Below are 19,539 nucleotides of genomic sequence, written 5' to 3'. Positions count from 1 at the left end.
CGAGGGGCCGATGAAGCCGATGTCGAGGGAGCCGCCGTTGAGGGCCTCGATCTCGGAGGGGCCGGCGTTGAAGGTCTGCGGCTTGATCGCGGTGGTGCCCAGCTCCTTGGCGATGAGGCCTTCCTGGAGACCGACCAGCGCGGTGGCGTGGGTCAGGTTCGGGAAGTACCCGATGCGGACCTCGGACGCCGAGAGCGCCTTGCCGCCCCCGGACGCGGCGCCGGCCGCCTTCGGCTCCGTCTTCTCCGCCTCGGAGCCGTAGCCGCACGCGGTGAGCAGCAGGGGGAGCGCCGCGGTGACGGCGAGGGCGCGCAGGGCGGTGAGCGATCTTGCGGCAGACACGGGGGTGTCCTTTCACGGGATGGGGTTGCGGGAGTGCGGGAGGGCGCGGCGAAGCCGTCGGCGCGCACGGCACCCGCTCCCGGCCGCGGGCGGGCGGGAGCGTGGTGGCGCGTGGGGAGGCCGTGGGTCGTCGGGCGGCCCGGGGAGGGAGTGCGGCGGCGCGGCGCGCGACGCGGCACGGCATGCCGGCCGTGGGCCCCGCCCGTGCGGCCGGGCCCCCGGGGGCGTTTCAGGCAGGCTGACAGATGGCGCTGGAGGTGCGGCCCAGATCGATGTGCCGGCGGGAGATCAGGGGCAGCGGCAGGCCCGCACGGTGCGGTGCTCGCACGGTCGCCTCCCCGATTCCTAGTTTTCCCACCTGGTTGGTAGGCATCTTGGCAGAGCGGGAGGGCCGCCCCAAGAGGCCGATCACATGGTGGACGCCGCCGTCTCGCGACGTGAGAAAGCGCAGGTGGGGACTGGGCTCAGGGATTGGTCCAGGCGCCCGGGGCGTGGGCCAGCGCCGAGACGTCGGCGGGCAGGGCGGAGGAGGCGACGTCGGCGAGGGACACGCCGTCGAGGATCTCGCGGACATTGGCCCGCAGCGCCACCCACAGGGGGAGCAGCGATTCGGCGGGGCCGGTGTAGGAGAGGTCCGGCGGGCGGACCCCGCGCACCGAGACGAGCGGTCCGTCCACGACGCGGATGACGTCCGCGATGCTGATGGCCGCCGCCGGGCGGGCCAGCCGGTAGCCGCCGTTGCCGCCGCGCCGGCTGAGGACGAGGCCGCCGCGGCGCATGTCGCCCAGGATGCCCTCGAGGAACTTGTGGGGGATGTCCTGGGCGTCGGCGATGGCCTCGGCCTTCAGCGGCTCGTCGTCCTGTGACGCGGCGAGCTGCAGTGCGGCGCGTACCGCGTAGTCCGCCCTGGCTGAGATCCGCATGCGGACATTATCCCGTACGGCCGGGGCCCCCGTCCCGCGCGGGTGGGCGGCCGCGCATCCGGGGGCCCGCGTCAGCGGAAGGCGGCCGCCACCGCGCGGTGGGAGCCGTTGAGGTAGTGCTCGCCGATGGAGCGCAGGCGGTGCGCCACCGGGCGGTGGGCCGTCAGGACGCGGGCGTTGCGCCAGAACCGGTCCAGGCCCGGGGCGTCGGCGAACTCCAGCACGCGGGCGGTGACGTGCAGGGCGGCCTTCGACGTCACGGTCTCGGCCGTGGCGACCAGGGCGGCGACGCCCGCGGCCTCCTCCGCGCCGAGCTGCCCGCCCGTGTCGAGGGCCTGTGCCATCACCTCCGTGGCCCGGTCCGCCACGGCGCTCGCCGTCTGGACGGCGGAGGCGAGTTCCCCGTAGGTGAGGAAGAGGTCCGGGTCCTCGCCGGGTGCCCGGCGGGCCCGGCCGCCCCTGCTGAGGTCCCGTGCCTCGGTGAGCGCCCCCTCGGCCGTCCCGAGGCCCACGTGGCAGAGGGCGAGGCGGAGCGCCGGCTCGGCGAGCGAGGTGAAGGGCGCGGCCGACTCCGCGTCGTACGGCCGACGGCCCAGCACCTGCCCGGCCGGGACGGTCACGCGGTCGCACACGACCTCTCCGGCTCCGGCGACGCGCTGGCCGAGCCGGTCGGGCGCGGGTTCGACGCTCACGCCCCGCGTGCCGGCCGGGACCCGGACCACCAGGACGTCGCCCGTCACGGCGCACACGGCGTCCAGCACGATCTGGTCGGCGGCGGCCGCCGCCGTGTCCACGGGCCGGCGCCCTTCCAGGACGTACCCCGTGGTCCGGGGCCTCAGCGTGAGACCGGGCCGCTCGGCGTCCTCGTCGGGGGCGGGGGCGTGCACCGCGCCGGTCCACAGCCACTGCCGCCGCACCGATTCCTCCTCAAGGGCGGCGGCGCGCTCGTCGTCCGCGTAGAAGCGCCCGCTCCACGCGTGCACGTAGTGGCGGGCGAGGACCTCGCCGAGCGAGCTGTCCGCCGCGGCGACCTCCCTGATGACGGCGCATCCGGTACGCCAGTCCGCTCCGCGGCCGGAGCGGGGCGGGGTGAGCGACGCGGGCAGTCCCGCCTCGCGCAGCCGGGCCGTCTCGTCGGCGGGCGGCCTGCCCGCCCGGTCGCGGGTGATGGCGTCCGCGGCCAGGTCCTCGGCCACGTCGCGGGCGGTGCGCAGGAGCGCGCGGCGCTGAGCGGCGGTGGGCGGGTGTCCGGCGGGGTGCGGGGCCGTGGGCACGGGCGTCACCGGGAGGCCCGTGCGCGGTGGCGGGGCGCGGGCGCGGGGGCGGGGCGGACGGCGGAGGGCGGGGGGACGTCGGTGGTCATGTCGACTGCTCCGGTCGTTGTCGGGCCGCGCCGACCGGGTGCCGGAGGCGCGTGAGGGAGGAGGGCTGGTGGGCCGGGTCGCGCCGTATCCGATCCCCACCTTTCCCATCGGATTGATAGGAATACTTCCCCGGATGCGTTTCCCGGGCAAGGGTGTGACCGCATGGCGGACGTGACGGTCTCGGTATGAGAGAAGGTGCAGGTAGGCGGGGTGTCGATCCGGTCCCGGGGTGGCGCGGGACGGCGGGACCCTCCGTCAGGGAGTGCGGGAGCGCGGGGAGTTCGGCGGCGGACGGCCGGGTGCGAGGGGTCTTCGGCGGCTCATGCGCCGTCAGGGAGACCCGGCCGCGCGGGTACCGGTCTTCCGGCGGGGGGTCCGGGAGGGAAACATGGCGGTCATGGCACGCCCTTCCACTTCGCCCCGCACCTCCGCCCCGGCCCCCACGGACCCCGATGCCCGGCCGGAAGCCGGCACCGGCCCGGAAGCCGGCACCGGCCGGGAAGCCGGCACCGGCCGGGAAGCCGGCACCGGCCGGGAAGCCGGCACCGGCCGGGAAGCGGGCACCGGCCCGCAACATGGTGCCGGCCGGGAACAGGGGGCCGGCCCGGAACGTGGTGCCGGCCCGGAACGTGGTGTCCGCCCGGGGCCCAATGCCCGCCCGGGGCCCGGGGCCCGGTTCCGGGCGCGGCTGCTCAGGGCGGTGGCCGTGACCGTCCCCGCCTGCGTCCCCTTCGCGCTCGTCCTGGTCCTGGTCGAGGCGCGGTGGGCGCCGCTGGGCCGGCTCGACCGGGGGGCGGCCGGGCGGCTGCACGCGGTGGCGCTGGCGGATCCCGGGTGGGTGCGCTTCCTCGACTTCCTGACCCACGTGGTGTGGGACCCGGTGACCATGCGGCTGCTCGTGGCGGCGCTGGTGGTGTGGCTGCTCCTGCGGGGTGCGGTGCGCCTGGCCCTGTGGGCGGCCGTCACCGCCATGGCCGGCGGCCTCCTCGGCGCGCTGGCGAAGGGCGTGGTCGCGCGGGCCCGGCCCGACCTGCCCGATCCGGTCTCCCACGCGCCCGGGTTCGCCTTCCCCTCCGGGCACGCCATGACGGCCACCACCTCCTGCGCGGTGCTGCTGCTGGTCCTGCTCCCGCTGGCGCCCCGGCGGCGCCGTCCGCTCCTGTGGGTGCTCGCGGTGGTCTCCGTGGTGGGCGTCGGGTACACGCGGGTGGCGCTCGGCGTGCACTGGGTGAGCGACGTGCTCGGGGGCTGGCTGCTCGGCCTGGCCCTGGTGAGCGCGACCGCCGTGGCCTTCGGAGCCCGGCGGGCGTCCCTCGACCACGCGCGTGAGACGCGCGGGGAACCGTACGGTGTCCGGCTCGCCCGCCTCCGTGCCCTTCGGGCGGAAAGGCGCCGCCCTGGCCGAAAGGGCGAGTCCGTCTGAATCGGCCATCCGGGCCCGGCCGCCGAGCGCCGCCGCCGCGCTTCCGGTTCGGGCGGAATCCCTCCGTCCGTGCTCGATCGTCGCGAAAACAGACCAACTCCGCTCTTCTCGGCGCCGCGCGGCCGGGCGGCGGGCAGTCTCGGCCACTCTCCCCGGCGCCCCTTGCGCCGACGGGGAGGAGCCGTGGTGAACTGGCAGAGCCGTAACCGATCAGGTGCGTGAGCGCCACTGCCGGTCCGGGCCAGGGTCGAACAGCACCGCCGCTTCGAGAGCGCACCGCCGGGTGCGCGGCAGGCGGGTGCGCCCCGGGAGACACCGGCCGGTGTCCGCCCGCACCGGCCTCCCCCCCGCCCCCCGCCCCCCCCCGCATTTCCCTCGCCTCGCATCCCGAATGGAGCGATCGTGCAGCACGGTCCCGACATGCCCGAAACCCCCTACGAGGAGGTGGCCGTCACCGGCGGAGCCGGTTTCGTCGGCCGACACCTCGTCACGGCCCTCAGCCTGCTGTCCCGGAAGGTCACCGTCGTCGACCACGCCCCCCTCCCCGCCGAACTCGCGTCCCTGCCCGGTGTCTCCCACGTCCGCGCCGACCTGCGCGACTACGGCGAGACCTTATTGGCCCTGCAGGGCGCCGACGCCGTGTTCCACCTGGCCGGCAACGCCAGCGGCACCGAGTCGGTCGCCGACCCCCGCCGCGACTTCCACCTCAACGCCCTGGCGACCTGCAACGTCGGCAACGCCTGCCTGGAACTGGGCGTGCGCCGGCTCGTCTACCTCTCCTCCGCCATCGTCTACGGCACCCCGCTCCACAGCCCGATCCGCGAGGACCATCCCACGCAGCCCTTCCTGCCCTACGGCGCCTCGAAGCTCTCCGGCGAGCTGACCCTGCGCAGCCTTCACGCGACGGCCGGGCTGCCCGTCGTCATCGGCCGGTCCTTCGTCGTCTACGGTCCCGGGGAGGACCCGCGCCGGGCGGGCGGGGAGGTCTCGCAGTTCCTGCGCTGGCACCTCAACGAGCAGCCCATCCCGGTGGTCGGGGACATCGACCGCAAGCGCCGTGACTTCATCCACGTCGAGGACCTGTGCCGGGCCCTGATCGTCCTGGCCGCCCGCGGCGCCGACGGCGAGACCTACAACCTCGGCACCGGCACGGCCGTCTCGATGCGCGAGCTGGCCGACGCGGTGGGGACGGCGACCGGCCGCCCGGCGCCGCTGGACGCCGACACCTCCAGCCTCGCGGACAGCTTCACGCTCCTGGCCGACGTCACCCGCCTGGCCGCGCTGGGCTTCGCGCCACGGGTCACCCTCGCCGAGGGCCTCTCCGGGCTGGCCGCCCTGCTCGGCCCCTTCCCCGAGACCCCCTCCGCCCGGGCGGTGTTCCGCCGCGAGGCCCCCGCCCGACGGCGGCCTGCGCTGACCGCCGCGGGCACGGCCGGTGAGGAGGCCGGGGCGTGCTAGCCGTCGACGGGGGCTCCCCCCTCCTCTCCGCGCACGAGTCGGCTCCCTGGCCGCACATCGTCGACGCCGACCGCAAGGCCGTGCTCGACGCGCTGGATCAGGCGACCCCCTGGCACTGGCCGATGCGCACGGTGAACGACCTGGAGGCCGCCTGGGCCGGGTTCACCGGCATGCCCCACGTCCTGGCCGCCAACTCCGGCACGGCGGCCCTGCACATGGCGATCGCCGCCGCCGGCGTGGAGCCGGGCGACGAGGTGCTCGTCCCGGCCGACACCTTCCTGGCCTCGGCCTCCTGCGTGCTCCAGGCCAATGCCATCCCGGTGTTCGTCGACACCGACCTCGCGACGTTCACCATCGACCCGGCCCTGATCGAGGAGCGGATCACCGGCCGCACCCGGGCCGTCGTCGCCGTGGACCTCAACGGCCTGCCCGCCGACTACGAGGCCCTGCGGGCGGTCACGGACCGGCACGGGCTCGTCCTCATCGAGGACGCCTCGCAGGCCCACGGCGCCGAGTACCGGGGCCGGCCGGTCGGCTCCCTCGGCACGATGAGCGGCGCCAGCCTCAACGGGTCCAAGACCCTCTCCGCCCTCGGCGAGGGCGGCCTGTTCGCGACCCGCGACGAGCAGCAGCACCGGCTGGCCCGGCGGGTGCTGATGTTCGGTGAGGAACTCCCCGGCCAGAGCCGCGACTACAACGCCCGCATCATGGGCTGGAACTACCGCATCGACGTCCTCGCCGCCGCGTTCGCCCGCTCCCAGCTCACCCGGCTGCCGCAGATGTCCCTGGTCCGGCAGGCCAACGGCGCCGCCCTCACGCAGGCCCTCGCCGGGGTGCCCGGCATCCGCCCGCCCGTCGTGCCCGAGGACCGCACGCACGTCTACTTCTTCTACCCGCTGCTCGTCATGCCCGAGGAGATCGGACTCGACGGCCTCCCCGTCGCCGCCTTCCGCGACGCGCTCGCCCGGGCGGTCAACGCCGAGGGCCTGCACATCATGCGCTGGCAGCCGCAGCCCGTCCCCGGGCAGACCCTCTTCCGGGAACTGCGCGGATACGGCCGGGGATGCCCCTGGAGCTGCGGGCACGCGACCCCCGGACACCGCTACGATCCCGCGCAGTACCCCGTGAGCGAGGAGGTCTGCCTGCGCCGCCTGGTGCTGGGCCAGAGCTTCAGCTCGTTCGGCCCTCCCAACGACGTGCGGACGATGCACCGCTACGCCGAGGTCCTGTACAAGGTCCTCGTCGAGGAACGGGAGGCGCTGATCGCCCTGACCCGGCGGACGGCCGACGCGGCGCGGTAGGCGGACGGACGGCCCCCCGCCGGGACGCGGGGGACCGGCCGGGCACGGACCGGTACGAACGACGAAGGGGACGACGTACATGCGCAACGAGCCCGGGACCGCGGCCGGACGCACCACGGCCTCCGCCCGCGGCCGGAGCCCGGGTCCGCGGGCGATGCGGGCGGCCGTCTGCGCGGTCTTCTTCGTCACCGGAGCCGCCTTCGCCACCTGGGCGGCCCGGGTCCCCGCCGTCCAGGACCGGCTGGACCTGTCCGCCGGGGAGCTGGCCGTGGCCCTCGTCGGCCTGAGCGGCGGCGCCTTCCTCGGGCTTCCGCTGGTCGGCGGCCTGGTCGCCCGGTTCGGCAGCCGCACGGTCCTGTGCGTCGGCATGGCCGCCTACCTGGGCGCCCTCGCGAGCCTGCCCCACGTCCCCGGCCTCGCGGTGCTGACGGCGGCCCTGGCCGTGTTCGCGTGCGGCAACACCGCCGTGGACGTCGCGATGAACACCCAGGGCGTCCTCGTCGAACGGGCCTACGGCCGCCCCGTCCTCGGCGGCTTCCACGCCATGTTCAGCCTCGGCGGCATCGCCGGCGCCACGGCGGGGGGCCTCGCGGCCGCCGCCGGGATCGGCATCCGGGCGCACTTCACGGTGGCGGCCCTGGTCCTGCTGGTGGTGGCGGGGGCTGCGGCCACGGCCCTGGCCCCCGATCCGCCGCGCGCCGGGGGCCGGTCCCGCCGGGACCCGCTGCTGGCCCTGCCCGGGCCGGGCCTGTGGGTGCCGGGCCTCGTGGCGTTCTGCGCGCTGATGGGGGAGGGGGTCGTCAACGACTGGGGCGCGGTGTACCTGAAGGAGGAGACCGGCGCCTCGGCGGGCGCGGCGGGCCTGGGGTACGCCGTCTTCTCCGCGGGCATGGTCGTCGGACGCCTCACCGCCGACCGGCTGCGGGCCCGCCTCGGGACGGTCGCCTTCACGCTCCTGTGCGCCGTGGTGGCGGGCGCCGGGGCCCTCGTCCCGATCCTCGCCGCGACGACGGCGGCGGGCTTCGTCGGCTACGCCCTGCTGGGCCTGGGGATGGCCGCGGTCATCCCCCTCGTCTTCGCCCATGCGGCCGCGCTGCGGCCGGAGCGCACCGGGTCCTCCATCGCCGCCGTCTCGGCGGTGGGGTACGTCGGCTTCCTCGCCGGACCGCCGGTCATCGGCGCCCTCGCGGAGGCGACGGACCTGCGGTGGGCGATGCTGGTGCTGCCGGGGCTGATGGCGGCGATGGCGGCGCTGGCCCCCCGTCTGCGCCGCCCCTGATCCGCTCCGCCGACTACTCGACCTTGGCCCAGTCGAGGGTGCGCTCCACGGCCTTCTTCCAGCCCGCGTACCCCTCGGCCCGCTGTTCCTCGGACCACCGGGGCTCCCAGCGCTTGGACTCCTGCCAGTGGGTGCGCAGTTCGTCCGTGTCCTGCCAGAAGCCCGTCGCCAGGCCCGCGGCGTAGGCGGCGCCGAGCGCGGTGGTCTCGGCGACGACCGGACGGCTGACCGGGACGCCGAGGACATCGGCCTGGATCTGCATGCAGAGGTCGTTGGCCGTCACGCCGCCGTCCACCTTGAGCACGTCCAGGTGGACGCCCGAGTCCTGTTCCATGGCCTCCACCACGTCGCGGCTCTGGTAGCAGATGGCTTCCAGGGTGGCCCGGGCCAGGTGGCCGTTGTCGTGGTACCGGGCGAGGCCGACGATCGCGCCGCGGGCGTCGGAGCGCCAGTACGGGGCGAACAGGCCGGAGAAGGCGGGCACGAAGTAGATGCCGCCGCTGTCCTCGACGGTCGAGGCCAGGCGTTCGGTCTCCGCGGCATCGGTGATGATCTTCAGCTGGTCGCGCAGCCACTGGACCGCGGAGCCGGTCACGGCGATGGAGCCCTCCAGGGCGTAGACCGCCGGCTGTCCGGCGAACTGGTAGGCCACGGTGGTCAGCAGGCCGTGCTGGGACCGGACCGGTTCGGTGCCGGTGTTGAGCACGAGGAAGTTGCCGGTGCCGTAGGTGTTCTTGGCCTCCCCGGGGGCGTAGCAGACCTGGCCGACGGTGGCCGCCTGCTGGTCGCCGAGCACCCCGGTGATGGGGATGGCGGCCCGCAGCGGCCGGGAGGTCCGGGCCTGTCCGTACGCCTCGGGGTCGGAGGAGGGGTTGATGGTCGGCAGCATCGACCGCGGCACGCCGAAGAAGCCCAGGAGTTCGTCGTCCCAGTCGAGGGTCTCCAGGTCCATGAGCATGGTGCGGCTGGCGTTGGTGACGTCGGTGGCGTGGATGCCGCCGTCGGGGCCGCCGGTGAGGTTCCACAGCACCCAGCAGTCGGTGTTGCCGAAGAGGGCGTGCCCCTGCTCGGCGGCCTCGCGGACCCCGTCGACGTTCTCCAGGATCCACTGGATCTTGCCGCCGGAGAAGTAGGTCGCCGGCGGCAGCCCCGCCTTGCGCCGGATCACGTCGCCCCGGCCCGAGCGGTCCAGTGCCGCCGCGATGGAGTCGGTGCGGGTGTCCTGCCAGACGATGGCGTTGTAGTAGGGGCGGCCGGTGCGCGGGTCCCAGACGACGGTCGTCTCCCGCTGGTTGGTGATGCCGATGGCCGCCAGGTCGGTCGCGGAAAGGTTTCCGTGCCGCAGGGCGTTCTGGATCACGGAGTTGGTGCGCTCCCAGATCTCGACCGGGTCGTGCTCGACCCACCCCGAGCGGGGCAGGATCTGGGAGTGCTCCAGCTGGTGCCTGGCCACCTCGTTGCCCGCATGGTCGAAGATCATGAAACGGGTGCTGGTGGTGCCCTGGTCCACTGCGCCGACGAAGTCAGCCATGGGGTTGCCGCCTCTCTTGGTCCCGAACTGCGGGCCGGCTCAGCTCTCGTCCGGTACCGGCACCCGTCCCGCGGGCTCCGGTTCGGCGGTCGGCAGGTACCGGCCGATGAGGAGCTTGTACAGACCCGCTCCCAGCAGACCGCCGATCAGCGGGCCGACGATCGGCACCCAGAAGTAGAAGTTGCCGTACTGGTCGCGCCACGCCCCTCCGTAGCCGGTGAGGAAGCTGGCCAGCCTGGGGCCGAGGTCGCGCGCCGGGTTGATGGCGTAGCCCGCGTTGGTGCCCCAGGCCATGCCGATCGCGACCACGATGAGGCCGACGATGAACGGGGCGAGGTTGGCGCCGGGGGGCGTGCCCAGCAGGTCCGTGACCGCGAAGATCAACAGGAGCAGGATCGCCGTGCCGATGATCTGGTCGCGCAGCGCTCCCCATTCGGTGACCGGCAGGTTCGTGTTGCCGTTGGCCGGCAGCGTGGAGAAGACGCCCTGCGTCTTGATGGTGTGGGTCGGGTCCGCCTTCGCCAGCGCCTCGCTGTAGTTCCAGCGCACGATGAGGGCGGCCACGAACGCGCCGGCGATCTGGGCCACCACGTACGGGCCCACGTGCTTCCACGGGAATCCCTTGAACGCCGCCAGGGCGACCGTCACCGCGGGATTGAGGTGGGCGCCGCTCAGCCGGGCGGCGACGTAGACGCCGAGGGTGACGCCCAGGCCCCAGGCCCAGGCGATGCTGTCGTGGTTGCCCAGCCCGCCCGGCGGATTGGTCAGGGCGCCGCCGGCGACCACCTGGGCCACCACGCCACAGCCGAAGAGGATGAGGATCATCGTGCCGGCGAACTCCGCCGATACTTCACCGATCAGCCCTGATCTTTTGAGCCGCGCCGCCATGGGTGCCCGCTTCCCGCCGGCCAGAGACCGGCCGTCGACTGCCCCGAGTCCTCTAGCGACATCGTAAGTCCGGTGGAGGCATCGGGCGCGGGCACGGGGCGGCGCCCCGGGGACCGGTAGGGCCGCGGCCCTACCGGTGGCGCTGCCCGGGGGCGCGGCCGCGCAGGGCGGCGAGGGCCGCGTCGAGGTCGGCCGTGCGGGGCCGGTTGTGCGGAAGGCGGGCGAGGAGGGCGGCCATGCCGCAGGTGCCGGTGAGCGCGGAGAGGACGAGGCCGCCGGCCACCCCGGCGGCGAGGAGCAGCAGGAGGGGGTGGAGGACCAGGCCGAGTGCGAGGCCGAGCAGGACGAGGGCGCCGGCGGTGAGGCGGACCTGGCGTTCCATGCTCAGGCCGGGACGGCCGGCGGGGGCCTCGGGGCGGTGCAGCCCGTGTCCGGCGGAGGCCCATGCCGCCGTGCCGCCGACGAGGGTCGCGGCGGACACGCCGTGCCCGGCCAGCAGTGCGCAGGCCTTCGCGGACCGGACGCCGGAGGCGCACACGACGAGGACGCCGCCGCGTTCGGCGGCGCGCCGTACGTCCGCCGCGGCCCGCCCGATCCGGTCCAGGGGGACGTTGAGCGCGCCGGGCAGGTGGCCGGAGGCGTATTCGGCGGGCGTGCGCACGTCGACGACGGTGAGTTCGGGCAGGCGCGCCCGGGCCTGGTCGACGTCCAGGGCGGCGGGGGCGGGAGCGGGGGTGTTCATGGCAGAGGTGGTCCTTCGTGGTCGACGTCGCCCCGAACCGGGACGTACAGTACCCCTGGGGGTATCTCTGAGGAGTGATGGTGGAACTGGAGCTTGAGGGCACCGAGCTGAAGGCCGTGCTGAACCGCCTGCGGCGGGCGCAGGGTCAGATCGCCGGCGTGATCCGGATGATCGAGGAGGGGCGCGACTGCGAGGACGTCGTGACGCAGCTCGCCGCGGCCTCCCGGGCGCTCGACCGGGCCGGTTTCGCGATCATCGCGACGGGCCTGCAGCAGTGCGTGGCCGACGCCCGCGACGGGCGGGTGGACGGGGAGGACCCGCAGGCGATGCGGGCCCGGCTGGAGAAGCTGTTCCTCTCGCTGGCCTGATCCCCGGCAGCGGCCCGTTCACCGGGCCGCGTCCAGGAGCATGAACGCGGCCACGCCCAACAGCACGAGGGCGAAGGCCCGTTGGAGGGCGGGGCCGGAGATCCTGGACGCGAGCCGCTTCCCGTCCCGGGCCCCGAGGACCGCGGCCCCCGCGAAGGGCGCGACGACGGCCCAGTCCAGCCCCTGTGCCGTCCCCGCCCGGGTCGCCAGCGCGGCCAGGGAGTTGACGGTGATGACCAGGAGGCTGGTGGCCACCGCCTGGCGCATCCGCAGGCCCAGTACGCCCACGAGCGCGGGCACCGCGAGGAAGCCGCCGCCGACACCGAGGACGCCGGTGACCGCGCCGAGTCCGGCCCCGGCGGCCGCGGCCCGGCCCGGCCGTACCGGGGCGGCGCCGCCGGCCGCCGGCGCGGTCCGCAGCATCCGGACCGCCGCACCCGCCGCCACCAGGGCGAACGCCCCCGTCAGCAGGGCGCCGGGGATCCGGGCGGCCAGCGCGCCGCCCAGCATCGCGGGACCGAGCCCGGCGGCCGCGAACAGCAGCCCCGTACGCCACCGCACCTGCCCGTCGCGGGCGTGCGCGGCCAGGGCGACGGCCGAGGTGGCGGCGACGACGGCCAGGCCGGCGGTGGTCGCCGCGACCGGGGTGAGGCCGAGCAGGTAGATCAGGGCGGGGACGGCCAGTACGCTGCCGCCGCCCCCGAGCGCCCCCAGGGCCAGGCCGGTCACCGCGCCGGCGGCCAGGGAGAATGTGAGGCCGGTCACGGGGCGCCACCGCCCCCGCGGCCACCGTTCCCGCCGGGGCCGTCCGGCGGTCGTCCGAGGAAGTTCATGTCCGTTTCCCGTTCGTGGTGCACGTGGGGTGCGGACGGGCGTCCGCACCCGGGCCGCGGGGCGGTCAGGACCGCCGTACGACCAGTCCGGCCCGCTCGGCCGCCTCGAAGGAGTCGTCCACCGCGACGACCTCGCGGCCGGCCGCGTCCAGCAGGGAGGCGGCGATCGCGGCGCGCATCCCGCCCGCGCAGTGCACCCACACCTCGCCCTCCGGCAGCCCGTCGAGGCGCCGGGGCAGGGTGTGGAGCGGGATGTGGAACGAGCCCTCGATGTGGCCCTCCCGGCGCTCCGCGTCCCGGCGGACGTCGAGGACGACGAAGCCCGGCGCTCCGCGCCGCCGGTCGGCGAGCTCGGCGAAGGTCGCCCGCGGGAAGGAGGCCGGTGCCTCGCCCGGGCGCAGCCAGTCCGCGGGCGAGCCGGTGGCCGCGGCGGCGGGGCGGTCGATGCCGACCCGGACGAGCTCGCGCTGCGCGGCGGCCAGCTGCGCGGCCGAGCCGGCGAGCAGGGTGACCGGCTTGCCCCACGGGATCAGCCAGGCCAGGTACGTGGCGAGCTGCCCCTCGGCCTCGAAGTTCAGCGAGCCGGCGACGTGCCCTTGCGCGAAGGCGACGCGGTGGCGCAGGTCCACCACCCACTCGCCCGCCGCCAGCCGGGCCGCGATCCCGTCGGCGTCCGCCACCGCGGGCGGGGTCAGGTCGACCGGCGCGGGACCGGCGGCGTTGACCGGCCCCATGTGCGCGTAGTACGCGGGGATGTCGTCCAGCCCCGCCAGGAGGTCGGCGACGAAGCCCTCCACGTCGCGGGTGAACACCCCGTTGGAGGCCTTCTCCCTGCCGATGGTCGTGGTGTCGCCGCCCTCCGCCCGCGAGGACGAGCAGAAACTGCCGAAGCCGTGCGTGGGCAGCACCGGGGTCTCCTCGGGGAGCTCGGCGGCCAGCCGGTGCGCGGAGGCGTACTGCGCCCGGGCCAGCCCCCGGGTCAGGCGCGGCTCGACGAGGTCGGGGCGCCCCACGGAACCGATCAGCAGGGAGCCGCCGGTGAACACCGCGACGGACGCGCCGGCCTCCTCCAGCACGTACGAGGTGTGGTGCGGGGTGTGGCCGGGGGTGGCCAGTGCGCGCAGGGTCAGTCCCGCGGCCGCGTCGACCTCGACGCGGTCCCCGTCGTGCACCGGGACGTGCGGGTGGGCGATGCGGGCCGCGGCCGGCACCAGGTAGGCGGCGCCGGTGATCCGGGCGAGCTCCGCGCCGCCGCTCACGTAGTCGTTGTGCACGTGGGTCTCCACGACGTGCGCGATGCGCACCCCGCGCCGGGCCGCCGCCGCGATCAGCCGGTCCACGTCGCGCGGCGGGTCCACGACGACGGCCGTCGCCTCCCCGCCGGCCAGATAGACCCGGTTGCCGAGCCCGGACACCTCGATCGTGTCGACGAAGAACACGCCGTGCTCCCTTCCTGTGACTGCCGCGCATCCTGCGCGCCCTGCCGAAAATTACCCCCGGGGGTATGTCTTCGACGGTAGCACAGATACCCCCAGGGGTATTTTTGGCGGGCGGCGGCCCTCGCGGGACCGCACCGGATCCCGCATCCGCCGCGGCGGGCATACGATCGGCGGCACCGGTCGGGCGCGGGAGGAGTGGGCATGAGGGCGGACGGCGGCGACCCGCGGGGTCCGGCGCACGAGATCCGGGCCGCCCTGTCGGCCGCGGCGGACCCGGTCCGCGCCGCGCAGCAGCGCGCCTACCTGCACAGCGACCTCCACCACCTGGGCATCGCCGTGCCCGACATGCGGCGCGCGGTCACCCGCACCCGCCGGGGGCTCGGAGCACGGCCGGCCCCGTACGTCCTCGCGCTGGCCGCGGAGCTGTGGTCCGTCCCCGACGGCGCGGGCCGCACCGTGTACGAGTACCGCTGGGCGGCCGTCGAACTGCTGGTGCAGTGCGCGCGGGCCCTGGACGCCACGCACCTCCCGGCCGTCGAGGCCCTGCTGCGCGAGTGCCGCACCTGGGCCCTCGTCGACCCGCTGGCCGTGCACTGCGCCGGCGCCGTCGCCCTGCGCGACCCGGCCGCGGGGGAGGCCCTGGACCGCTGGGCCGCGGACCCCGACTTCTGGCTCCGCCGCACGGCGCTCCTGGCCCTGCTGCCCGCGATCCGCGCCGGCCGCCCCGACACCGCCCGCCTCACGCGCTACGCGGACGCCCTCGTCGACGAGCGGGAGTTCTTCATCCGCAAGGCCCTGGGCTGGGTCCTGCGCGAACTGTCCACCCGCGACCCCGGGTTCGTCCTCGACTGGCTGGGGCGGCACGGAAACCGTGTCGCCCCGCTCACCCGCAAGGAAGCCCTGCGCCGCCTCCCGGCCGCCCCGCAGGACCGGCCGGCCCCGACGACCTGAGGCCGTCTCTTCCGGATCTTGCCTGACCCGCGCCGCCCGGCACCGCTCCTCGCCGCCTTGGCGGAGCACCAAGTACGTCCAGTACGCGGGCGCCCCGCCAACGCGCCGATGCACGGCACCGGACGACGCGGGCTCAACCGGCGAGATCCGAAAGAGACGACCCTAGGCCGAGCGCAGCCGGGTGGCCGCGGCCTCGGCCTCCCGCACCACCCGGGCCGTGTCGACGTCGACGAGCCGGCCGCCGAACTTCAGGGCCCGCCCCTCCACGAACACGGCGTCGACGTTCTCGGGGCGTCCGTTGAAGACGATCTGGCCGGTCCAGTCGAAGCGCGGGGCGAAGTTCAGGGCGGCGGGGTCGATGACCAGCAGGTCGGCCCGCTTGCCCGGGGTCAGGGAGCCCACCCGGTCCGCCATCCCGATGACCTCCGCCCCGCCCAGGGTGGCCATCCGCAGGACGTCGTGCACCTGCGGGAAGACCTCGGACTCGGTCGCGCGGGCGCGCTGCAGTCCGATGGCCGCCTTCATCAGGGCGTGGAAGTCCGAGGTGTCGTTGGTCCCGCCGTCCAGGCCGAGCCCCACCTTGACGCCGCCGCGCCCGAGTTCGGACAGCCGCATGATGCCGGAGGCCAGCCGCATGTTGCTGAGCGGGCAGTGGGCCAGCCGCACGTCGTGCGCGGCGACGGCGGCGATCTCCGCGTCCGTCAGGTGGATCGCATGGTTCATCAGGAGCCGGGGCCCCAGGGCGCCGATGTCGGCGAGGACGCCCACGGGATCGTCGGCGCGCTGCTCGGGGCGTTCCAGGACGTGCGAGTTGAGCATGACCCCCAGCTCCTGGGCGGTCTCCCAGTGGGCGCGGTTGTCCGACCGGGCCGCCCGGGCCGCGTGGGTGGCGATCTGGAAGGAGCCCAGCGGAACCGGGTCGACGAGCTCCCGCTTGACCTTGGCGGCCAGCACCCCGTCGGGAGCCGGCGGGTACATGGCGTACGCGAACCGCAGCCCCGTGCCGGCCAGGGCCCGTACGTAGCTCTCGACCAGGTCGTACGAGAAGATGTCCACCCAGTCCACCAGCGTGGTCACGCCCGACTGCAGGGCGTCGAGGGCGGCGAGCCGTACGAAGCTGTGGAGGGCCTCGGGGGTCAGGCGGCCGCGCTGGGGGTCGGTACACGCCCGGAACCAGCCGAACAGGTCCCGGTCGGTACAGCCGCCGCGGATCATCGCCTGCCAGAGGTGGTTGTGGGTGTCGACGAACCCCGGCATGACCAGCTTGCCCGCGGCCTCCACCACCCGGGTGCCGGGCGGCGCCGGCAGCGCCGGGCCCACGGCGGCCACGGCGCCGCCGCGCATCAGGACGTCGGCGTTCTCCAGGGTGCCGAGGGGGCCGCTGCCGACGGCGGGGTCCATGGTGAGCACGAGGGCGGCCCCGCGGAGCAGGACCGCGCGGCCGTCCCGGGCGGGCGGGGCGGCGGGCCGGTCGCGCAGCGCGGCGCGGGGGGCGGCGGCCAGGGCGAGCGGTGCGGCGGCGGCCAGGCCGAGGCCGGCGAGGAGACCGCGGCGCGTGGGGGCCGGCGGCGGAGTGGGGACCGACTGCATGGCGTGTTACCTCCCGGGGCTCAGAACGGAAGGCCGCCCGGGCGGGACGCGCTGACGGAGCGTCGGGCCGGGGCGGGAGATCACACGCAGCATGCCCAGCGGATGGCCGTTCGATAGACGCGAGTGGAAAACTTTTTCCGAATCGGGCTCGTACGGTGCCGCCGGGCGGCCGGTTTGGGCGGACGCGGACGGGAAAGGCGCAGGGTGCGGCGGCGTGCCGCCGGGCCGGCGTGATCCGGAGGCCGGCGGCGCGGACCGCGGACGAGCGGGTGCCGTACGACCTGCCGCGCCGAGGACCGGTGCCGGGCCCGGGAACGCGTCCGGACCGCCGACGCGGGCGGCGCCCGTCGGAGAGGAGCCATCGTGGCAGATCCCGGCCGGACCGGCCCACCAGAGTCCGTTCTTCCCCCGCAGGCGCCCGCCCCGCCCGCCCCGCCCGCCCCGCCGGCGTCGGCCGTCGCGGATCCGGGCGCGCTCGGGCTCGCGGCCTTCGCGACGACCACCTTCGTCCTGAGCTGGTTCAACGCCGGCCTGATCGACCACGGGGTCGAGGCCGTCGTGCTGCCGCTCGCACTCTTCTACGGGGGTATCACCCAACTCCTCGCCGGAATGTGGGAGTTCAGGCGCGGAAATACGTTCGCCGCCACTGCCTTCGCCTCGTTCGGGGCCTTCTGGCTGGCCTACTGGGCCTTCGCCAGGACCGTCGTGCCGTACCTCGTGCGGTTCCCCCAGCTCCACCAGGCGACCGGGCTCTTCCTCCTGGTCTGGACCGTCTTCACGCTCTACATGACCGTCGCCGCCGCCCGTACGACGGGGGCGGTCCTCGGGGTGTTCGCCACCCTGAGCCTGACGTTCCTGCTGCTGACCGTCGGCGCCTTCGCGCAGTCCGACGGCTGGACCCGGGCCGGGGGCTGGGCGGGGCTGGTGACCGCCGTGGTCGCCTGGTACGCCTCCTTCGCCACCGTCGCCAACAGCACCTTCCGACGCGTCGTCCTGCCGGTGTGGCCGCTCGGCGGCGCCGGAGCCGCCGAACCCGGGCAGCGCCCGACCGCCCCCGGCCGCCCCGTGGAGTGAGGAGTGGCCATGAGCGACCGGACCCTCTCCAGCCTCTCGCACGAGGCGCGCCGCTTCCCGCCCCCGCAGGACCTCGCCGCGAGCGCCAACGTCACGGATCCGGACCTGCGCGCAGCGGAGCGGGACCGGCTCGCCTTCTGGGCGGCCCAGGCGGCACGGCTCGACTGGGCCGAGCCCTGGACCGAGGTCCTCGACTGGTCGGACGCGCCGTTCGCGCGCTGGTTCGTGGGCGGCCGCCTCAACGTCGCCCACAACTGCGTGGACCGCCACGTCGCGGCCGGACACGGCGACAGGGTCGCCTTCCACTGGGAAGGGGAGCCCGGCGACACCCGGACGATCACCTACGCGGACCTCGAGGACCAGGTCTGCCGGGCCGCCAACGCACTGACCGCGCTGGGGGTCCGCGAGGGCGACCGGGTCGCGATCTACATGCCGATGATCCCCGAGACGGCCGTCGCGATGCTCGCCTGCGCCCGGATCGGGGCGCCGCACACCGTCGTCTTCGGCGGTTTCTCCTCCGACGCGCTCAAGGGGCGCATCCTCGACTGCGACGCCCGAGTGGTGATCACCGCCGACGGCGGCTACCGCAAGGGCGCGGCCGCCGCCCTGAAGCCCGCCGTCGACGCCGCCGTGGCCGGCTGCCCCGACGTGCGCAGCGTGGTCGTGGTCCGCCGCACCGGCCAGGAGGTGCCGTTCACGGCCGGCCGGGACCTGTGGTGGCACGAGCTGATGGAACGCCAGTCCCCGCGGCACGAGGCGCGTCCCTTCGACGCCGAGCACCCGCTGTACATCATGTACACCTCGGGGACCACCGCGAAGCCCAAGGGGATCCTGCACACGTCGGGCGGGTACCTGACCCAGGTCGCCTGGACCCACTGGGCCGTCTTCGACCTCAGACCCGAACGGGACGTCTTCTGGACCGCCGCCGACATCGGCTGGGTGACCGGCCACTCGTACATCGTCTACGGTCCGCTCGCGAACGGCGCCACCTCGGTCATGTACGAGGGCACCCCGGACACCCCGCACCAGGGCCGTTGGTGGGAGATCGTCGAGAAGTACCGGGTCAGCGTCCTCTACTGCGCGCCGACCGCGATCCGGACCTTCATGAAGTGGGGCGAGGAGGTGCCGGCGGCGTTCGACCTCGCCAGCCTGCGCGTCATCGGCTCGGTCGGCGAGCCGATCAATCCGGAGGCCTGGATCTGGTACCGGCGCGCCATCGGGGGCGACCGCTGTCCCGTGGTGGACACCTGGTGGCAGACGGAGACCGGCGCCCAGATGCTCAGCCCGCTGCCGGGGATCAGCGTCTGCAAGCCCGGCTCGGCGATGGGCCCGCTGCCGGGCGTCGCCGCGGACGTGGTCGACGACCACGGCGACCCGGTGCCGAACGGCGCCGGCGGCTACCTGGTGCTCACCGAGCCGTGGCCGGCGATGCTGCGCACCGTCTGGGGCGACCGGCAGCGCTACCTCGACACCTACTGGTCGAGGTTCCCGGGACGGTACTTCGCCGGGGACGGCGCGAAGAAGGACGAGGACGGCGACATCTGGCTGCTGGGCCGCGTCGACGACGTGATGAACGTGTCCGGGCACCGGATCTCCACCACCGAGGTGGAATCGGCGCTCGTCTCCCACCCGAAGGTGGCCGAGGCGGCGGTCGTCGGCGCGGCTGACGCGACGACGGGCCAGGGGATCGTCGCCTTCGTCATCCTGCGCGCCGATGCCGATGCCGATGCCGATGCCGATGCCGATGCCGGGGGCCGGGGCATCGTGGAGGAACTGCGCGCGCACGTCGGCCGGGAGATCGGCCCCATCGCCCGCCCCCGCGAGGTCCTGGTCGTGCCCGAGCTGCCCAAGACCCGCTCCGGGAAGATCATGCGCCGTCTGCTGCGCGACGTCGCCGACCACCGCAGCCTCGGCGACGTCACCACGCTCACCGACAGCTCGGTCATGGACGTCATCAGGGACCGCCTCCCCGAGGCGCGGGGAGGCGGGGAGGAGGAGTGAGCGGCGACCGCCGTCCCGCGGAAAACGGGTTG

Annotated in this window: 17 protein-coding genes; 8 read left to right on the top strand and 9 right to left on the bottom strand. The window is 75.2% G+C overall.

Annotated elements, in window-relative coordinates; all coding sequences use genetic code 11:
• The 3 genes from ACIRBY_RS06205 to ACIRBY_RS06195 form a co-directional block, all read right to left on the bottom strand.
• A partial coding sequence (locus ACIRBY_RS06205) for an ABC transporter substrate-binding protein (RefSeq protein WP_403896848.1) occupies positions 1-342 on the bottom strand: 342 nt, incomplete at its 3' end.
• A 464-nt stretch (positions 343-806) separates the two neighbouring features.
• Positions 807-1,265, bottom strand: coding sequence for an RrF2 family transcriptional regulator (locus tag ACIRBY_RS06200; protein WP_403896845.1), 459 nt, complete (start codon positions 1,263-1,265; stop codon positions 807-809).
• A 71-nt stretch (positions 1,266-1,336) separates the two neighbouring features.
• Positions 1,337-2,539, bottom strand: coding sequence for an acyl-CoA dehydrogenase (locus tag ACIRBY_RS06195; RefSeq protein ID WP_403896842.1), 1,203 nt, complete (start codon positions 2,537-2,539; stop codon positions 1,337-1,339).
• A gap of 778 nt (positions 2,540-3,317) precedes the next feature.
• Between ACIRBY_RS06195 and ACIRBY_RS06190 the strand changes: the two genes are divergently transcribed.
• The 4 genes from ACIRBY_RS06190 (at position 3,318) to ACIRBY_RS06175 (ending at position 8,090) form a co-directional block, all read left to right on the top strand.
• On the top strand, positions 3,318-4,052 hold the full coding sequence (locus ACIRBY_RS06190; protein WP_403896910.1) for a phosphatase PAP2 family protein: 735 nt from the start codon (positions 3,318-3,320) through the stop codon (positions 4,050-4,052).
• Positions 4,053-4,472: 420 nt separating this feature from the next.
• Positions 4,473-5,510, top strand: coding sequence for an NAD-dependent epimerase/dehydratase family protein (locus ACIRBY_RS06185; protein ID WP_403896839.1), 1,038 nt, complete (start codon positions 4,473-4,475; stop codon positions 5,508-5,510).
• Positions 5,504-6,811, top strand: a complete 1,308-nt coding sequence (locus ACIRBY_RS06180) for a DegT/DnrJ/EryC1/StrS family aminotransferase (protein ID WP_403896837.1) — start codon at positions 5,504-5,506, stop codon at positions 6,809-6,811. Before ACIRBY_RS06185 ends, ACIRBY_RS06180 begins: the two co-directional genes overlap by 7 nt.
• A 79-nt stretch (positions 6,812-6,890) precedes the next feature.
• Positions 6,891-8,090: an MFS transporter gene (locus ACIRBY_RS06175; RefSeq protein ID WP_403896834.1), complete on the top strand. Its 1,200-nt coding sequence runs from the start codon at positions 6,891-6,893 to the stop codon at positions 8,088-8,090.
• Positions 8,091-8,103: 13 nt separating this feature from the next.
• Here the strand turns inward: ACIRBY_RS06175 and glpK are convergent, their stop codons facing one another.
• The 3 genes from glpK to ACIRBY_RS06160 all read right to left on the bottom strand — a co-directional run bounded on the left by glpK (position 8,104) and on the right by ACIRBY_RS06160 (position 11,251).
• A complete protein-coding gene (gene glpK, locus ACIRBY_RS06170) occupies positions 8,104-9,621 on the bottom strand; it encodes a glycerol kinase GlpK (protein ID WP_403896832.1) in 1,518 nt (505 codons plus the stop codon).
• Positions 9,622-9,660: 39 nt separating this feature from the next.
• Entirely contained in the window at positions 9,661-10,509 is an 849-nt protein-coding gene (locus ACIRBY_RS06165; RefSeq protein WP_403896829.1) for an MIP/aquaporin family protein, read from the bottom strand.
• Positions 10,510-10,639: 130 nt separating this feature from the next.
• A complete protein-coding gene (locus ACIRBY_RS06160; RefSeq protein WP_403896826.1) occupies positions 10,640-11,251 on the bottom strand; it encodes a rhodanese-like domain-containing protein in 612 nt (203 codons plus the stop codon).
• A gap of 80 nt (positions 11,252-11,331) precedes the next feature.
• On the opposite strand from ACIRBY_RS06160, the gene ACIRBY_RS06155 reads away from it, so the two are divergent.
• Positions 11,332-11,619 (top strand): metal-sensitive transcriptional regulator, encoded by a 288-nt coding sequence (locus tag ACIRBY_RS06155; RefSeq protein WP_042818119.1) that lies wholly within the window; start codon positions 11,332-11,334, stop codon positions 11,617-11,619.
• 18 nt (positions 11,620-11,637) lie between these two features.
• Here the strand turns inward: ACIRBY_RS06155 and ACIRBY_RS06150 are convergent, their stop codons facing one another.
• Positions 11,638-12,384 (bottom strand): sulfite exporter TauE/SafE family protein, encoded by a 747-nt coding sequence (locus ACIRBY_RS06150; RefSeq protein WP_403896824.1) that lies wholly within the window; start codon positions 12,382-12,384, stop codon positions 11,638-11,640.
• 133 nt (positions 12,385-12,517) lie between these two features.
• Positions 12,518-13,891: a rhodanese-like domain-containing protein gene (locus ACIRBY_RS06145; protein WP_403896821.1), complete on the bottom strand. Its 1,374-nt coding sequence runs from the start codon at positions 13,889-13,891 to the stop codon at positions 12,518-12,520.
• Positions 13,892-14,092: 201 nt separating this feature from the next.
• Here ACIRBY_RS06145 and ACIRBY_RS06140 point away from each other — a divergent pair, with 201 nt between their 5' ends.
• Positions 14,093-14,842, top strand: coding sequence for a DNA alkylation repair protein (locus ACIRBY_RS06140; RefSeq protein ID WP_403896819.1), 750 nt, complete (start codon positions 14,093-14,095; stop codon positions 14,840-14,842).
• Between the two features lie 162 nt (positions 14,843-15,004).
• Here ACIRBY_RS06140 and ACIRBY_RS06135 read toward each other — a convergent pair whose 3' ends face one another.
• Positions 15,005-16,432 carry an amidohydrolase family protein gene (locus ACIRBY_RS06135; protein WP_403896816.1) on the bottom strand — a complete coding sequence of 476 codons (1,428 nt, stop codon included), beginning with the start codon at positions 16,430-16,432 and terminating at the stop codon, positions 15,005-15,007.
• Positions 16,433-16,795: 363 nt separating this feature from the next.
• Between ACIRBY_RS06135 and ACIRBY_RS06130 the strand changes: the two genes are divergently transcribed.
• The gene (locus ACIRBY_RS06130; protein ID WP_403896813.1) at positions 16,796-17,506 is read left to right on the top strand and encodes an acetate uptake transporter; all 711 of its coding nucleotides are present in this window, start codon (positions 16,796-16,798) and stop codon (positions 17,504-17,506) included.
• Positions 17,507-17,515: 9 nt separating this feature from the next.
• Positions 17,516-19,507 (top strand): acetate--CoA ligase, encoded by a 1,992-nt coding sequence (acs, locus tag ACIRBY_RS06125; RefSeq protein WP_403896811.1) that lies wholly within the window; start codon positions 17,516-17,518, stop codon positions 19,505-19,507.
• Positions 19,508-19,539 lie beyond the last annotated feature (32 nt).

The sequence above is a fragment of the Streptomyces sp. NPDC096136 genome, from assembly GCF_044763325.1.
Taxonomy (GTDB): domain Bacteria; phylum Actinomycetota; class Actinomycetes; order Streptomycetales; family Streptomycetaceae; genus Streptomyces.
The sequence above is the reverse complement of the archived record's forward strand: the minus strand, read 5'-3'. Positions and strand labels throughout refer to the sequence as shown.

Bases quoted from the DNA above. Each gene is read 5' to 3' on its own strand.
- ACIRBY_RS06200 (WP_403896845.1), bottom strand. From the start codon at position 1,265: ATGCGGATCTCAGCCAGGGCGGACTACGCGGTACGCGCCGCACTGCAG.
- ACIRBY_RS06185 (WP_403896839.1), top strand. From the start codon at position 4,473: ATGCCCGAAACCCCCTACGAGGAGGTGGCCGTCACCGGCGGAGCCGGT.
- ACIRBY_RS06175 (WP_403896834.1), top strand. From the start codon at position 6,891: ATGCGCAACGAGCCCGGGACCGCGGCCGGACGCACCACGGCCTCCGCC.
- glpK (WP_403896832.1), bottom strand. From the start codon at position 9,621: ATGGCTGACTTCGTCGGCGCAGTGGACCAGGGCACCACCAGCACCCGT.
- ACIRBY_RS06165 (WP_403896829.1), bottom strand. From the start codon at position 10,509: ATGGCGGCGCGGCTCAAAAGATCAGGGCTGATCGGTGAAGTATCGGCG.
- ACIRBY_RS06160 (WP_403896826.1), bottom strand. From the start codon at position 11,251: ATGAACACCCCCGCTCCCGCCCCCGCCGCCCTGGACGTCGACCAGGCC.
- ACIRBY_RS06140 (WP_403896819.1), top strand. From the start codon at position 14,093: ATGAGGGCGGACGGCGGCGACCCGCGGGGTCCGGCGCACGAGATCCGG.
- ACIRBY_RS06135 (WP_403896816.1), bottom strand. From the start codon at position 16,432: ATGCAGTCGGTCCCCACTCCGCCGCCGGCCCCCACGCGCCGCGGTCTC.
- acs (WP_403896811.1), top strand. From the start codon at position 17,516: ATGAGCGACCGGACCCTCTCCAGCCTCTCGCACGAGGCGCGCCGCTTC.